The sequence below is a fragment of the Nonomuraea sp. NPDC050643 genome, from assembly GCF_040654715.1.
Taxonomy (GTDB): Bacteria; Actinomycetota; Actinomycetes; order Streptosporangiales; family Streptosporangiaceae; genus Nonomuraea.
This window is the reverse complement of the sequence record NZ_JBFAIM010000046.1, coordinates 32,295-46,829: the sequence shown is the minus strand read 5'-3', so window position 1 is coordinate 46,829 and position 14,535 is coordinate 32,295. Positions and strand designations below refer to the sequence as shown.

Below are 14,535 nucleotides of genomic sequence, written 5' to 3'. Positions count from 1 at the left end.
ATCGGATCCGGTCTGTTCAGGTGCGGCCGGAGGCTAGTGGAATAGGGGTATGCAATTACTTCCGGGCCGCCGCCCTGCTTCCGCGGCCGACGCGGCTGCGGCCGAGGGGATTCCGCCGCGGCTGCGCACCCCCCGAGCGGCGGCATGGTGGATCGTCCCTACTGCACTGGTGGTGGGCGGTGTGGTCGGCGGGGTGGCGTGGCTATTGCTGGCCGCCGGCTGGAGCGTGACGGAGGCGGCCGCCCGCCAGGGAGCGATCCAGACCGCCTTGGCGGCCGGGGCCGGCGTGGGTGCGGCGGTGACGTTGATGCTGGCCTTCCGCCGCCAGCGCCACCAGGAGCATGCCGCGCACGTGACAGCCTTCCTGGCCGAGCAGGTGGCCGAGCACAATCGGCACGACGCCACCGAGCGCCGGGTGACTGACCTGTACGTCAAGGCCGCCGAGCAGCTCGGGCACGACAAGGCCGCCGTCCGGCTGGCCGGGATATATGCCCTGGAACGCCTCGGCCAGGACAACCCCGGCCACCGGCAGACCGTCGTGAACGTGCTCTGTGCTTACTTGCGCATGCCGTTCACGCCGCCGCCTGACCCTGTGCCCGACCCTGTGCCCGACCCCGGGCAGGAGCGCGCAGCCGCCTTGCAGGCGGCCCGGCGCCGCTACCGGGGCGCCCGCCCGGGAGCCACCGCCGCCGTACCCGCCCCGTCCGGCAAGGCAGATGATCGGGAGGGCGAACTGCAGGTGCGCCTCACGGCGCAGCGCATCCTGGCTGCCCATGTACGTGACGACCGGCCCGCCGACCAGCACCCGATGCCTCCGGCCGCGCCCGCCTTATGGGAGGGCATGCGCCTGGACCTGACCGGCGCCGCCCTGGTCGATTTCGATCTGACCGATGGCCGCGTCGCCGCCGCCGGCTTCGAACGCGCCCGCTTCTACGGACCGGCCCGGTTCCATAGGACCACCTTCTGCGGGGAGGCCGCGTTCAACGGCGCGACCTTCATCGGCGACGCCTGGTTCAACTACGCGGCCTTCCGCGGCGACGCCGGGTTCAACGGCGCGACCTTCTGCGGGCGCGCGTGGTTCCTCTGCGCGGCTTTCTCCGGCAACGCCTCGTTCCGCCGGGCGGCGTTCCGTGAGAGCAGCATGGGCAGCGTCCCCGGGGCCGCCATGTTCGACGAGGCGACCTTCGGCGGGTTCGCCGAATTCGGGCAGTCGACCTTCGCCGGGGTCGCCAACTTCAACCAGGCGGCCTTCTCCGGCGACGCCTGGTTCAACGAGACGGCCTTCTCCCAAGGGGCTGGGTTCGCCCGTACCACCTTCTCCGGCGGCGCCCAGTTCCGCACAGCCGACTTCTCCGGACTCGCCATGTTCGGGAACGCCGCCTTCACCGAGAGCGCCGAGTTCACTGGAGCGCGCTTCGCCGGGGGCATCTGGTTCGACGAGGCGGCCTTCACCGGGGACGCCTGGTTCAACGAGGTTTGCTTCTTGGTGGCCGCGGGGTTCGACAAGGCGGCCTTCTCCGGGCGGGCCAACTTCGACAAGGCGACGTTCGCGACCGACGCCTGGTTCCGCGGTGGGACCTTCACCGGTGAGGCCGCGTTCGAGGGGGCGACCTTCGGCGGGTTGGCCGCATTTGCGAAGTCGACCTTCTCCAGCCGCCTCAGCTTCGACCGTGCGGCCTTCTCCAGCGTCGCCGGATTCCATGAGTGCGTGCTAACCGATCGTGCGGCCAGACACGTGTTGCCGCCCGGATGGCGGCCGGAGACGACATCGGAGGCGTCCGCCCGCCTTGTCTACCACGAGAAGAGCGGCAACTGACCCGACGATCATGATGGGTGTAGCTCTTCCGCGACACGGGGCCGATCAAGCAGCGAGGCAGCCCAGGCAAGCCGTGGTGGTCGAGGTGGCGCTCTGGGGCGCCTCGAGAGTTCCGGACAGGCAGCCTGTTAAGGGCTGAAACTCGTAGCGCCCGGCTTGCATGATCGCGACGGCATCGGCTCGTCCACCAGCCAGCGCATCATCGCTATCAACTGCGCAAGGCTCGGGCTCGACCAGTCCAGCCCATGACCTCGGCAGTACGACCAAGTACAAGGCGATCCGGCCCGCTTAGGTCTTCTCGGTGTTGAACGCCCGGCCCGCCCCGCGCAGCCCTGCCAGGTACGCGCACGCCTCGACACGCAACTCGAGATCCTCGTCGACCACCACCCACGACACCTACTCATCGGCGGCCACCGCTCGTCAGCCCGGTAGTGCTGCCCGGCCGCACCTGACCTGCCCAACATGCCGCACGACCCCCAGATACTGTGCGTCAAGTAGTCGCCAACACTACTTAAAGTACTTGCCGAACGACTTAGGGTCACCGAAGATAACCCCAGCGCCCGCGACGGCCTGGACCGCGAGGCGCAATCACAGGCCGACAAGAACGAGGACCAGGAGGACGACCAGGACTGTCCCTTCCGGATGAAGCTGACGCAACAGGCACGCGCTGACCTGCAGCCCGACATGTTCATGTGGACGGGCTCGGGTGGAGTCGTTCAGGTCTTGTTGTCGGTGAGCCGACCATCAGGCATCGCACTGGAGCGCTATCTGCGCAGGGTGTAGCTCTTTTGTAGTGAGTTGCTGAGCTGGGCGTTCGCTGTCCTGGCTGTTTGATCGCGTTACCGGCTTCTACCGTGGGTGCAGGCGTGTGAGGCGGTGGTGGCGATGGGGTCGTTGCTGGAGGAACTGGCGCGGCGGCAGGCTGAAGCCCAGCAGCGGATCGAGGAGTTCGGCCGGCAGCTCGCCGAGGTGCGGGCGCGGCTGGAGGCCGAGGAAGATCGGCTGTCTCGGCTGCTGATCGCGCAGGAGGTGGTGGAGGAGATCCTGGGCGGAAAGGGCCGGCTCGGCGCCGATCCCGTGCCGGATGGCGAAGATGGCGATGCCGATGCCGATGCCGATGCCGGCGACGCTGAGCAGGAGGGTCCAGGCAGCGAGGCCGAGGTGACGCGGCGGGGCGTGGTGACGGTGCCGCCGTGGCGGGAGGACCTTGAGCCGTCGGTGTTGCCGCAGGCGTATCGGGATGTGCTGGAGGTGCTGGCCGATGCCGGGCGGGCGATGCGAGCGGGCAAGATCTCGGCGGCGTTGGGGCGCGGGGAGTCGGCTGCGGCGGTGGAGGGTCTGCGGGGCAAGCTGCGGCGGCTGGTGGAACGGGGCTGGCTGAGGCAGGAGGAGCCCGGACTGTTCGCCCTGGCCGAGCAGGTCCATCGCCAGATCGCCCGGTAGAAGGGCGAGGGGCGGGCGACGGTGGCGCGTCACCGTGATGTGCCGGTGGTGGTGGTTGGCGGGGGCTCTTGCTTGCCGGAGGTTCGAAGGTGCGACCCAAGTCGAATCGACCGGCAAGGAAGAGCCGATGACACCGTACGACACCGCCCTCAGAGCTGACTGCTTTGCAACCTCGAGGAATCTGTTCGATCTTCTGCTCGCCGAGCTGATCGACCCGGTCACGGGCGAGCTGCCCCACGCCGAGCTGGAGGTGTTGTGTGAGCAGCGGGGCCGCCGGCTGGTGCGGCAGCTGCTGCAGGATCATCTGGACCTGCGCGCGGATCGGGAGGAGACCCGTCTGACGGCCGCGCATCCGCCCGGGCGGCTGGAGAAGGGGCACCATCGGCTGCTGGCCACCGTGGTGGGCACGGTGACAGTGCGCCGCTGCGCGCTGCGCTTGCCGGGCCGGCGCAACCGATATCCGGCCGATGAGGTGCTGGCGCTGCCCGCGGGCCGGCACAGTCATGGGCTGGCGCGGCTGGCGGTGGCCGAGGCGGTGCGCGGCTCGTTCGACGCCGCTCACGCCGCGATCACCGGCCGGTGCGGGCACGTGATCGGCAAACGGCAGGTCGAGGACCTGGTCATCGCCGCCGCGGCCGATGTCGAGGCGTTCTACGCCGCCCGGATCCCGCTGCCGCGCTCGGCGGCCGAGCTGCTGGTGCTCAGCACCGACGGCAAGGGCATCGTGATGCGGCCCGAGGCGTTGCGCCCGGCCACCCGAGCGGCCGCCGCCCGGCATCGCGGGCGCTTCCGCACCCGCCTGGCCTCGGGCGAGAAGCCATATCGCAAGCGCATGGCGACCCTGGCGGTGCTCTACGACGCGGTGCCCGCGCCTCGCCGCCCGCACGATGTGATCAGCCTCGGCGAACGCAGCGGCGCCCGCCGGGTGCGGGCCGGGCCGCGCGCGTCCGGCAAATGGATCTACGCCTCGGTCATCAGCTCCGCCGAGCACGTGATCGCCTTCATGTTCGACCAGGCCGAGGCCCGCGACAGCCTGCACGCGCGCACCTGGGTAGTGCTGGCCGACGGCGATCACCACCAGATCCAGCTGCTGCAGGCCGAGGCCGAACGCCGCCACACGCGCATCCATATCGTCTGCGATCTGATCCACGTGCTGGAATACCTCTGGCGCGCGGCTCGCTGCCTGCACACCGCCGACGACCCGGCCGCCGAGCAACGCGTCGCGGGGTGGGCCCTCGCCCTGCTGGCCGGCCGCCCCGAGGAGGTGATCGCCGATCTGACGGCCCGCACGACCAGCCGAGGCGACGCTCTGTCCGTCGCGGCCCGCTACCTGACCAGCCACCGCGCGTTCCTGCGCTATGACCAGGCGTTAGAGCAGGGCTGGCCGATCGCCACCGGCGTCGTGGAGGGAAGCGCCCGCTACCTGATCGGCGACCGCCTGGACATCACCGGAGCCCGGTGGGGACTGGCCGGAGCCGAAGCCATTCTGAAGCTCCGCGCCCTGATCGCCAACAACGACCTCGACCCGTACTGGATCTCCCACGTCGACCGCGAGAACCAGCGCGTCCACCACAGCCGCCACCCGGACGAATACACCCTGACACGTGAATCAACCTCAGCCGGGCAGGCGGTAGCGAACCCTGGCCGGTGATCGTCGGTCAGGATTTGGTGGGGCAAGCGTCAGGCGGCCGCGGGTTCGATGGTGACCTTGTGGCCGAGGGCTTGGAGTTTGGTGATGAGCCGCTGGGTTTCCTTCTCGGGGTCTTTGCGGGTGGTGAAGTAGTCTTCGCCGAGCTCGTGGTAGGGCGTGCCGGTGGCCAGGACGTGCCAGACGATGACCATCATGGCGTGGGCGACGGTGACGATCGCCTTCTTCTTGGCCACGCCGCTGCGGTAGCCGCCGTTCTTCATCACGTGCCGGTGGTAGAGCGAGCGCAGGTAGCCGGTATGTCGCACGGCCGACCAGGCGGCCTCGACCAGGACCGGTTGCAGGTGCTGGTTGCCGTGACGGCGTCGTCCGGATTTGCGTTTGCCCGCCGACTCATGGTTGCCCGGGGCCAATCCCGACCAGGCGGCGAGTTTGGTCGCGGTGGCGAAGAACTCCTGTGGTGCGACACCGATCTCACCGAGGATCTGAGCGGCGGCCATCGGCCCGATCCCGGGGATGCTCCTCAGGAGTTCCCGGGCGCACGAAAGGGCACCATCATCTCCTCGACCTGCACATCAAGTCGGGCGATCATCTGGTTGAGCAGGTCGAGATGCTCCAGGTGCAGGCGGCACATCAGCGCATGATGCTCATCGAAGCGGCCCTCCAAAGCCATCGACAAGTCGGGAATCTTGGCGCGCATCTTGCCCAGGGCCAGCTCGGCCAGGGCCGCACCGCGCCGTTCCCCGTCGATCAGCGCTTCGATCATGTGCCGGCCGGAGACGGTGGCGATGCTGGAGGCCACCGAGTCCAGCTTGATCCCGGCGTCCTGCAGCACCGCGCCCAGCCGCTGGATCTCCGAGGTGCGCTGCTGCACCACCTTGGTGCGATAGCGCAGCACGTCCCGGGCGGCCTTGACCTGCGCGGTGGGAATGAAGGAGGCGTTCAGCAGCCCGCACTCCAGCAGTTGGGCCAGCCATTCGGCGTCGGCGTAGTCGGTCTTACGCCCGGGTACGTTCTTGACGTGCCCGGGATTGCACACCAGCACCTGCTCGAACCGGCCGTGCTCGATCATGGCGTGGTAGACCGGCATGCTGTAGATCCCGGTGGCCTCCATCGCCACGTGGGTCACGCCTTGGCCGGCCAGCCAGCGTGCCGCCTCTTTCAGGACACCGTAGAACGTCTTGTACGTGCGCTTGATCGTCATCCGCCCCTGCGGGCCGTCACCCGGGATACGGAGCGCGACAGCAATCTCGTCCTTGCCGACATCGATCGCCGCACACCGCTGATAGAGCACCTGCATACCGTCCCGCCCTTCATCGGAACGTGCTGATCAGGACGCGTATGCCGCCCGCGGAGCCCCGAAATGGTCTAAGACACTGACACTCGCGTTCGCGACGCAACCGGGGGTACCCGAAGGTGAGGGCTCCAGCGTCAATCTAAGCGACGGTCTCCACGAGCCAAGGCGAACCGACGTCGGCGGGCAGCACACTCACTGATTCTCATCCAAGCGAGCACGCCCGAAGGGCGGATCTGGATCTCAGCGCCTGATCGAACCAGTCACTGCAAAAGAGCTACACCCTTCGGACATTGCACTCTTCTCCTTGACTGACACGCTGCCGCCCTTCCCCACGTGCCGGGCTTTCCCCGGCTCCGAGTACTACGGCGGCTCCGCCCCGCTCGCGCCTTCGGCGGGCATCACACCCATCTCCCGCCGCCCGCCTGGAAGGCAAGCAGCAGGAGAGCGAACCCGAGCGGTTCCCATGTTCACTGCTGTCCGATCGACGGGTTAGGCACCCGGCTCTACCCCTGCGGCCTCGCCACGGCTACGCCGTAGTCCTTCACCGTGGCCTCCCAGCCCAGGCTGCCAATACCCGACCAGGAGTTCCCCGCCCGCGATGGGAGGCGGGTACGCACCGCTGACCAGCCCACATCCACCGAGTTCGAGCTGGCAAGAATTCAAGAGGCGTAAGACACCGGTTCCTCGCGTATACCTTCCCGTCTCGCTCACCGGGCCCGGCCCATCCGGCAGTGCTGGACCGACCCGACTTCGTCGAGGCTGCTCCCGCCCTCCCCGGTGATCCCCGGATCAGGCTGCCTCCTGCTTCACCTCACCGCTACGACGGCAGAGCGACGGTGGTCTTTCACCCCCGTTCGGACAAACAGCGCTTTCCATGGCGCACTGACACGTTTCTTACCGGCTTAAAACCTACTCGCTCACCATGCCGCCCCAGTCGGTGTCGGGCGGGGGTAGTCCGATGCCGAGGAAGCTCAGCGAGGTGACCGCGGTCAGCGTCCTGACGAGGTCTGCGGTCGCGACCGTCAGAACAAGGTCGGCGATGTGTCGGCCGATGGTGCGCCGGAGCAGGTAGAACGGAGACGAGCCGATGGCCCGCACGCCGCCGGTGGCTGCCATCCTGCTCGCGACATCCTGGCGGAGATGGAGTAGGCAGGGTTCGGAGTCGAGGATTCTGACGGTTCGCCTTTCGTGGCTTCGACCATGTCGTAGGAGTCGCCCGGCCGCGCTGACGCCCGTCGAGACGCATTCATACGTTTTCTTGACGCCCTGACCAGGTCAGGAAGCCCTTGGCCGTCAGTAGGGTGCAATGCGTATTTATGCGGTCTTGACGGAGGGGTGACCGGGATGGTGCTGGCGAAACGGCCGGCCGCTACGGAAGGGACTCTGCGTTCTTGGCTGCTCCAAGGCCTGCAGACCGACCGCAAGCAGATCGAGCATGGTCCCCATGTGAAGCATCCGTGGTGGCGGGTGATGTGCCTCACGGGTGTGGACTACTTCTCCACGCTGGGCTATCAGCCGGGCATCGCCGCGCTGGCGGCCGGGTTGCTGTCGCCGCTGGCCACGCTGTTCCTGGTGGCCCTGACGTTGCTGGGCGCGCTGCCGGTCTACCGGCGGGTGGCCGCCGAGAGCCCGTACGGGCAGGGCTCGATCGCGATGCTGGAGAAGCTCGCGCCGCAGTGGTGGGGCAAGCTGTTCGTGCTGGCCCTGCTTGGGTTCGCGGCCACCGACTTCGTGATCACGATGACGCTGTCGGCGGCCGACGCCACCGCGCACATCCTGGAGAACCCGTTCGTGCCCGATTTCCTGCACGGCCAGCGGGTGATCGTGACGCTGGTGCTGCTGGCGGCGCTCGGCGGGGTGTTCCTGATGGGCTTCAGCGAGGCGATCGGCATCGCTGTGCTGCTCGTCTTCGTCTATCTGGCCTTGAACGCGATCGTGGTCGCCACCGCCATCGTGCACGTCGTCCAGGCGCCGCAGGTGGTGGTGGACTGGCAGCGCGCGCTGAGCCTGGACTTCAGCAGCCCGCTGGCCATGATTGGCCTGTCGTTGCTGGTGATGCCGAAGTTGGCGCTGGGCATGTCTGGCTTCGAGACCGGTGTCGCGGTGATGCCGGTGGTCAAGGGCGACCTCCCGCAGCGGATCAAGGGCACCAGACGGCTGCTGACCGTGGCAGCGTTGATCATGAGCGTGTTTCTGATCTTCTCCAGCTTCGTGACCACGGTGCTCATCCCGCATCAGGAGTTCGAGGAGGGGGGCAAGGCGAGCGGGCGGGCGCTGGCTTACCTGGCGCACGGTTATCTGGGTGACTGGTTCGGCACCGCGTACGACGTGTCCACGATCGCGATCCTCTGGTTTGCCGGGGCCTCGGCGATGGCCGGGCTGATCAACCTGGTGCCGCGTTACCTGCCCCGGTACGGGATGGCGCCGGAGTGGACGGGCGCGGTCCGGCCGCTGGTGCTGGTCTTCTCGGTGATCGCGTTCGCCATCACGATCATCTTCGACGCCGACGTCGAGGCCCAGGCCGGCGCGTACGCCACCGGCGTCCTGGTACTCATGCTGTCGGCGGCCGTGGCGGTGACACTGTCGGCCCGCAAGAAGCGCCAGCACAAGGCGACGGCGGGGTTCGCCGTGATCACGGCGGTGCTGGCCTACACGCTGGTGGACAATGTGATCGAGCGGCCGGACGGCGTGAAGATCGCCTCGTTCTTCATCGCGGCCATCATCGTCACCTCGCTGATCTCGCGGGCCACCCGCTCGACCGAGCTGCGGGTTACCGAGGTGCACCTGGACCCGCTGGCCGAGGAGTTCGTCAACCAGGCGAGCGGCGACATCCACCTGATCGCGAACGAGCCGCACCAGCGCGACCAGAACGAGTACAACGACAAGCTGCGAGAGCAGTGGATCAATCACCGGCTGCGCAGCGCCGAGCCGGTCATGTTCGTCGAGGTGAAGGTGCCCGACGCCTCGGAGTTCGAGACCGAGCTGCGCGTCAAGGGTGAGGAGCGGTACGGCCACAAGATCCTGACCATCGACAGCTCGGCCGTGCCCAACTCGCTGGCCGCGCTCCTGCTCCACCTGCGCGATCGCACCGGCAGGGCCCCGCACATCTACTTCCACTGGGCGGAGGGCAACCCGATCGTGGCGATGCTGCGCTATCTCGTCTTCGGTGGCGGCGACGTTCCGCCGCTGACCCGTGAGGTCCTCCGCAAGGCCGAGCCCGACCCGGAACGCAGACCCCACGTCCACGTCGGCTGACGCACCTGCATGCTCTGCACGGCGTCACCTCGAGTCGTCGCACTTGCCGACCCGCAGTGCCTTCCTCTGGGCCGCGACGCCGGCGCAACCAATCTGCCGCGCTTTCCTGGCGGCGTGCCGCGTACGAATCGCGTCAAGAATCGCGCCACAGCCGTATGGATGCCGTCAAGAACGGCAAAACGGGCTTTTTTCCGGGTTTTCCTTGGTCATGAACCGCTCATCTCGGGCGGTAGGCAATGTGTTCCGGACTGAGGAGTGGGGATGGCAGACGTCATCTTCGTCGCCCTGACGATCGCGATCTTCGTGGTCTTCGGGTTCGTCGTGAAGGCGGTGGAGCGCCTGTGAGCGCGATCAACGCCACTGGTCTCGTGGTGGTCGTGGCTCTGGTGATCTTTATGGTCATGGCGCTGCTGTTCCCGGAGCGTTTCTGATGAGCGCGACAGCTGCGGGGATGATCTTCATCGTCTCCCTGATCGTCGTGCTGGCCTTGGTGCACAAGCCCTTGGGTGACTACATGTACCGGGTCTACACGAGCACCAAGCACAACGTCGTCGAGCGGGGCATCTACCGGCTGCTCGGCGTGCGTGCCGACGCCGAGCAGAGCTGGGGCGTGTACGCGCGCAGCCTGCTGGCCTTCTCGGTGATCTCGATCCTGGTCGTGTACGGGATGCAGCGGTTGCAGGACAAGCTGCCGCTGAGCCTGGGCATGAAGCCGGTCACCGACCACATCGCCTGGAACACCGCGGTCAGTTTCGTCACCAACACCAACTGGCAGGCGTACTCGGGCGAGTCCACGATGGGCTACCTGACCCAGATGTCGGCCCTGGCGGTGCAGAACTTCGTGTCCGCGGCCGTGGGCATGGCGGTGGCGATCGCACTGGTGCGCGGCTTCGCCCGCCGCAAGGCCGACACGATCGGCAACTTCTGGGTGGACCTGGTACGCGGCTCGCTCCGCATCCTGCTGCCCATCGCGTTCGTCGGCGCGCTGGTGCTGGTGGCCGGCGGGCTGATCCAGAACTTCTCCGGCCTGCACGAGGTCACCACGCTGACCGGCGGCGCCCAAGGGATCACCGGCGGTCCGGTCGCCTCGCAGGAGGTCATCAAGGAGCTGGGCACCAACGGCGGCGGTTTCTACAACGCCAACTCCGCCCACCCGTTCGAGAACGCCACCAACTGGACCAACTGGCTGGAGATCTTCCTCCTCCTGCTGATCCCGTTCGCGCTGCCGCGTACCTTCGGCAAGCTCGTCGGCCAGGTCAAGCAGGGCTACGCCATTCTCGCCGTGATGGGCATCATCGCGCTGGCCAGCGTTCTGCTCACCAACGTGTTCGAGCTGGGTGGCAACGCCACCGTGCCGCAGGCCGTCGGCGCGGCGATGGAGGGCAAGGAGGTCCGCATCGGCATCTCGAACTCGGCCACCTTCGCCGCCGCCACCACGCTCACGAGCACCGGTGCCGTGAACTCCTTCCACGACTCGTTCACGCCGTTCGGCGGCATGATGACGATGTTCAACATGATGCTCGGGGAGGTCGCGCCCGGCGGTGTCGGCTCGGGCCTGTACGGCATGCTGATCCTGGCCGTGATCACGGTGTTCGTGGCGGGTCTGATGGTCGGCCGCACGCCCGAGTACCTGGGCAAGAAGATCGGCTCCCGCGAGATCAAGCTCGCGTCGCTGTACTTCCTGGTCACCCCGGTCCTCGTGCTGATCGGCACGGCGTTCGCGATGGGTTCGGCGGAGCAGCGGGCGAGCATGCTCAACTCGGGGCCGCACGGCTTGTCCGAGGTCCTGTACGCCTTCACCAGCGCCTCCAACAACAATGGCTCGGCGTTCGCCGGCATCACGGTCAACACGCCGTGGTACGACGTGGCGCTCGGTTTGTGCATGGTGTTCGGCAGGTTCCTGCCCATCGTGCTGGCGCTGGCGCTGGCCGGGTCGCTCGCCCAGCAGGCGCCCGTACCCGCAGGCGCGGGGACGCTGCCGACACATCGGCCGCAGTTCGTCGGCATGGTCGTCGGCGTGACGATCATCCTGGTCGCCCTCACCTTCCTCCCGGCGCTCGCGCTCGGCCCCATCGCAGAAGGACTCTCGTAGATGTCAACCCCAGTGCTCGAAGCGCCGGGCAAGGCTCCCACACCGAAGCGGAACGGCCGGGTCGGCGGCGGCCTGCTCGACCCCAAGCAGCTCCTGACCTCGCTGCCGGACGCGGCGAAGAAGCTCAACCCGACCACGCTGTGGCGCAACCCGGTGATGTTCATCGTCGAGATCGGCGCGGTGTTCACCACCGTCCTGGCCGTGCTGGATCCGTCGTTCTTCGCCTGGGCCATCGTGGTGTGGCTGTGGCTGACCGTCGTCTTCGCCAACCTGGCCGAGGCCGTCGCCGAGGGCCGAGGCAAGGCGCAGGCCGCCACCTTGCGCGCGGCCAAGCGGGACACCACGGCCCGCCGCCTCAAGGGCCGCACCTCCGCGGAGTGGGACGTCGTCGGCGCCCCTGAGCTCAAGCAGGGCGACTTCGTGGTCGTCGAGGCCGGGGAGATCATCCCGGGCGACGGCGACGTGGTCGAGGGCATCGCGTCGGTGGACGAATCGGCCATCACCGGCGAGTCCGCGCCCGTCATCCGCGAGTCGGGCGGCGACCGGTCCGCGGTCACGGGCGGCACCAAGGTGCTGTCGGACCGGATCGTCGTCGAGATCACCCAGAAGCCCGGCGAGAGCTTCATCGACCGGATGATCGCTCTCGTGGAGGGCGCGAACCGGCAGAAGACCCCCAACGAGATCGCGCTGAACATCCTGCTGGCCGCCCTGACGATCATCTTCCTGGTCGCCACCGCCACCATGCAGCCGCTGGCCATCTACTCCAAGCTGATCAACCCGGGCGTGCCCGACTCGCTCGCTCTGAACGCGAACGGTGTCACCGGGGTGGTGCTGGTGTCGCTGCTGGTGTGCCTGATCCCGACGACGATCGGGGCGCTGCTGTCGGCGATCGGCATCGCCGGGATGGACCGGCTCGTCCAGCGCAACGTGCTGGCGATGTCGGGGCGCGCGGTCGAGGCCGCCGGGGATGTGTCCACGCTGCTGCTGGACAAGACCGGCACGATCACGCTGGGCAACCGGCAGGCGTCGGAGTTCATGCCCGTGCCAGGGGTCAGTGAGGAGGAGCTGGCCGAGGCGGCGCAGCTGTCCAGCCTGGCCGATGAGACGCCCGAGGGCCGTTCGATCGTGGTGTTCGCCAAGGAGCGCTACGGCCTGCGCGAACGCCAGCCGGGCGAGCTGGCGCACGCCACTTGGGTACCGTTCACCGCGCAGACCCGCATGTCCGGGGTGAACCTGGATGGCCGGGAAGTGCGTAAGGGGGCTGCGACCGCGGTGATGAAGTGGGTGCGCGACCAGGGCGGGCACCCCACTGACGAGGTCGGTCACCTCGTGGACGGCATCTCGGGTTCCGGCGGCACGCCGCTGGTGGTGGCCGAGAAGGGCCGGGTGCTGGGGGTGATCCATCTCAAGGACGTGGTCAAGCAGGGCATGCGGGAGCGGTTCGACGAGATGCGCCGGATGGGCATCCGGACCGTGATGATCACCGGTGACAACCCGCTGACCGCCAAGGCCATCGCGGATGAGGCGGGGGTGGACGACTTCCTGGCCGAGGCCACGCCCGAGGACAAGCTGGCGCTGATCAGGAAGGAGCAGGAGGGCGGCCGGCTGGTCGCGATGACCGGGGACGGCACCAACGACGCTCCTGCCCTGGCGCAGTCGGACGTCGGGGTGGCGATGAACACCGGCACCTCGGCCGCCAAGGAGGCCGGGAACATGGTCGACCTCGATTCCAACCCGACCAAGCTCATCGAGATCGTCGAGATCGGCAAGCAACTGCTCATCACGCGCGGTGCGCTGACGACGTTCTCGATCGCCAACGACATCGCCAAGTACTTCGCGATCATCCCGGCGATGTTCGCGGCGGTCTATCCGGGGCTGGACGCGCTCAACATCATGCGCCTGGCCAGTCCTCAGTCGGCCGTCCTGTCAGCGGTCGTGTTCAACGCGATCGTCATCATCGCGCTGATCCCGCTCGCGCTGCGAGGGGTGCGCTACCGGCCGTCCAGTGCCTCCAAGCTGCTGTCGCGCAACCTGTACATCTACGGCCTGGGCGGCATCATCGCGCCGTTCATCGGCATCAAGATCATTGACCTGTTCATCCAGTTCCTTCCGGGGATGTCGTAATGGAACGTCTACCTAGCTGGCTGCGCCAGCACCTCGCCGCGATCCGGGCGGTCGTCGTCCTGACCGTTCTGCTCGGCGTGATCTATCCGCTGGTCACCACCGGCGTCGCCCAGGCGCTGTTCAACGGCAAGGCCAACGGCTCGATCGTCCAGGTCGGCGGCAAGGACGTGGGCAGCGCGATCATCGGCCAGAACTTCACCGACAAAGACGGCAACCCGGTCAAGAAGTACTTCCAGTCCCGTCCGTCGGCAGCCGGTGACGGCTATGACCCGACCTCGACCAGCGCCAGCAACCTGGGCCCCGAGGACATCGTGGACACGCTGCCGGTGCCCGGCGCAAAGGACGAGGAGGGCAACCCGGACGAGGGCAAGCAGTCGCTGCTCACCCAGGTCTGCGCCCGCTCCAAGGCGGTCGGTGAGTTGGACGGCGTCAGCGGCGCCCGCCCGTACTGCACCCCTGAAGGCGTCGGCGCGGTCCTGAAGGTCTTCCCCGACCATGCCGTCAGCGTCAACCAGGCCTGCCCGGCAGCTCCGTTCGTGGCCACCTACCAGGGGCTGAAGGTGGAATGCGGCAAGCCCGGCGAGGACTACGCCGCAGGCCGAACCGTCCCGGTCAGGGGAAACACGGGAACCCCCGCCGTACCGGCCGACGCGGTGACGGCCAGCGGCTCCGGGCTCGACCCGCACATCTCGCTCGCCTACGCCGAGCTGCAGGCACCTCGCGTGGCCATGGCGCGCGGCCTCGCCCTCGACCAGGTAAAGGCGTTGATCGACGAGAACACGACCGGCCGGACGCTCGGCTTCATGGGCGAGCCCGCGGTGAACGTACTCGAACTCAACCTGGCCTTGGACAAGGCGTGA

At 67.9% G+C, this 14,535-nt stretch carries 11 protein-coding genes; 8 read left to right on the top strand and 3 right to left on the bottom strand.

The annotated features are described in order from the left end of the window. The first annotated feature begins 49 nt into the window (after positions 1 to 49). The 3 genes from AB0I15_RS43195 (at position 50) to AB0I15_RS43185 (ending at position 4,910) form a co-directional block, all read left to right on the top strand. On the top strand, positions 50 to 1,816 hold the full coding sequence (locus tag AB0I15_RS43195) for a pentapeptide repeat-containing protein (protein WP_358109734.1): 1,767 nt from the start codon (positions 50 to 52) through the stop codon (positions 1,814 to 1,816). An 885-nt stretch (positions 1,817 to 2,701) separates the two neighbouring features. Continuing rightward, entirely contained in the window at positions 2,702 to 3,259 is a 558-nt protein-coding gene (locus AB0I15_RS43190; RefSeq protein WP_358109731.1) for a hypothetical protein, read from the top strand. Positions 3,260 to 3,386: 127 nt separating this feature from the next. Continuing rightward, complete coding sequence (locus AB0I15_RS43185) at positions 3,387 to 4,910, top strand: ISKra4 family transposase (protein ID WP_358109727.1); 1,524 nt, start codon at positions 3,387 to 3,389, stop codon at positions 4,908 to 4,910. A gap of 29 nt (positions 4,911 to 4,939) precedes the next feature. Here the strand turns inward: AB0I15_RS43185 and AB0I15_RS43180 are convergent, their stop codons facing one another. The 3 genes from AB0I15_RS43180 to AB0I15_RS43170 form a co-directional block, all read right to left on the bottom strand. After that, positions 4,940 to 5,407: an IS110 family transposase gene (locus AB0I15_RS43180; RefSeq protein ID WP_358109724.1), complete on the bottom strand. Its 468-nt coding sequence runs from the start codon at positions 5,405 to 5,407 to the stop codon at positions 4,940 to 4,942. 23 nt (positions 5,408 to 5,430) lie between these two features. After that, the gene (locus tag AB0I15_RS43175) at positions 5,431 to 6,207 is read right to left on the bottom strand and encodes an IS110 family transposase (protein WP_358109722.1); all 777 of its coding nucleotides are present in this window, start codon (positions 6,205 to 6,207) and stop codon (positions 5,431 to 5,433) included. Between the two features lie 906 nt (positions 6,208 to 7,113). Further along, positions 7,114 to 7,320, bottom strand: coding sequence for a hypothetical protein (locus AB0I15_RS43170; RefSeq protein WP_358109719.1), 207 nt, complete (start codon positions 7,318 to 7,320; stop codon positions 7,114 to 7,116). 330 nt (positions 7,321 to 7,650) lie between these two features. Between AB0I15_RS43170 and AB0I15_RS43165 the strand changes: the two genes are divergently transcribed. The 5 genes from AB0I15_RS43165 (at position 7,651) to AB0I15_RS43145 (ending at position 14,535) form a co-directional block, all read left to right on the top strand. Next, positions 7,651 to 9,459, top strand: coding sequence for an amino acid transporter (locus AB0I15_RS43165; RefSeq protein ID WP_358109716.1), 1,809 nt, complete (start codon positions 7,651 to 7,653; stop codon positions 9,457 to 9,459). A 341-nt stretch (positions 9,460 to 9,800) separates the two neighbouring features. After that, positions 9,801 to 9,890, top strand: coding sequence for a K(+)-transporting ATPase subunit F (kdpF, locus tag AB0I15_RS43160; RefSeq protein WP_358109713.1), 90 nt, complete (start codon positions 9,801 to 9,803; stop codon positions 9,888 to 9,890). Next, positions 9,890 to 11,551, top strand: a complete 1,662-nt coding sequence (gene kdpA, locus AB0I15_RS43155) for a potassium-transporting ATPase subunit KdpA (RefSeq protein WP_358109711.1) — start codon at positions 9,890 to 9,892, stop codon at positions 11,549 to 11,551. The genes kdpF and kdpA overlap by 1 nt, the downstream gene beginning before the upstream one ends. Then, positions 11,552 to 13,675 (top strand): potassium-transporting ATPase subunit KdpB, encoded by a 2,124-nt coding sequence (gene kdpB / locus AB0I15_RS43150; protein ID WP_358109708.1) that lies wholly within the window; start codon positions 11,552 to 11,554, stop codon positions 13,673 to 13,675. Then, a complete protein-coding gene (locus tag AB0I15_RS43145) occupies positions 13,675 to 14,535 on the top strand; it encodes a potassium-transporting ATPase subunit C (protein ID WP_358109705.1) in 861 nt (286 codons plus the stop codon). Before kdpB ends, AB0I15_RS43145 begins: the two co-directional genes overlap by 1 nt.

Coding starts and splice junctions, on each gene's coding strand:
- AB0I15_RS43145 (WP_358109705.1), top strand. CDS start 13,675: ATGGAACGTCTACCTAGCTGGCTGCGCCAGCACCTCGCCGCGATCCGG.
- kdpA (WP_358109711.1), top strand. CDS start 9,890: ATGAGCGCGACAGCTGCGGGGATGATCTTCATCGTCTCCCTGATCGTC.
- AB0I15_RS43175 (WP_358109722.1), bottom strand. CDS start 6,207: ATGCAGGTGCTCTATCAGCGGTGTGCGGCGATCGATGTCGGCAAGGAC.
- AB0I15_RS43190 (WP_358109731.1), top strand. CDS start 2,702: ATGGGGTCGTTGCTGGAGGAACTGGCGCGGCGGCAGGCTGAAGCCCAG.
- AB0I15_RS43180 (WP_358109724.1), bottom strand. CDS start 5,407: ATGGCCGCCGCTCAGATCCTCGGTGAGATCGGTGTCGCACCACAGGAG.
- AB0I15_RS43185 (WP_358109727.1), top strand. CDS start 3,387: ATGACACCGTACGACACCGCCCTCAGAGCTGACTGCTTTGCAACCTCG.
- kdpB (WP_358109708.1), top strand. CDS start 11,552: ATGTCAACCCCAGTGCTCGAAGCGCCGGGCAAGGCTCCCACACCGAAG.
- AB0I15_RS43170 (WP_358109719.1), bottom strand. CDS start 7,320: ATGGCAGCCACCGGCGGCGTGCGGGCCATCGGCTCGTCTCCGTTCTAC.
- AB0I15_RS43195 (WP_358109734.1), top strand. CDS start 50: ATGCAATTACTTCCGGGCCGCCGCCCTGCTTCCGCGGCCGACGCGGCT.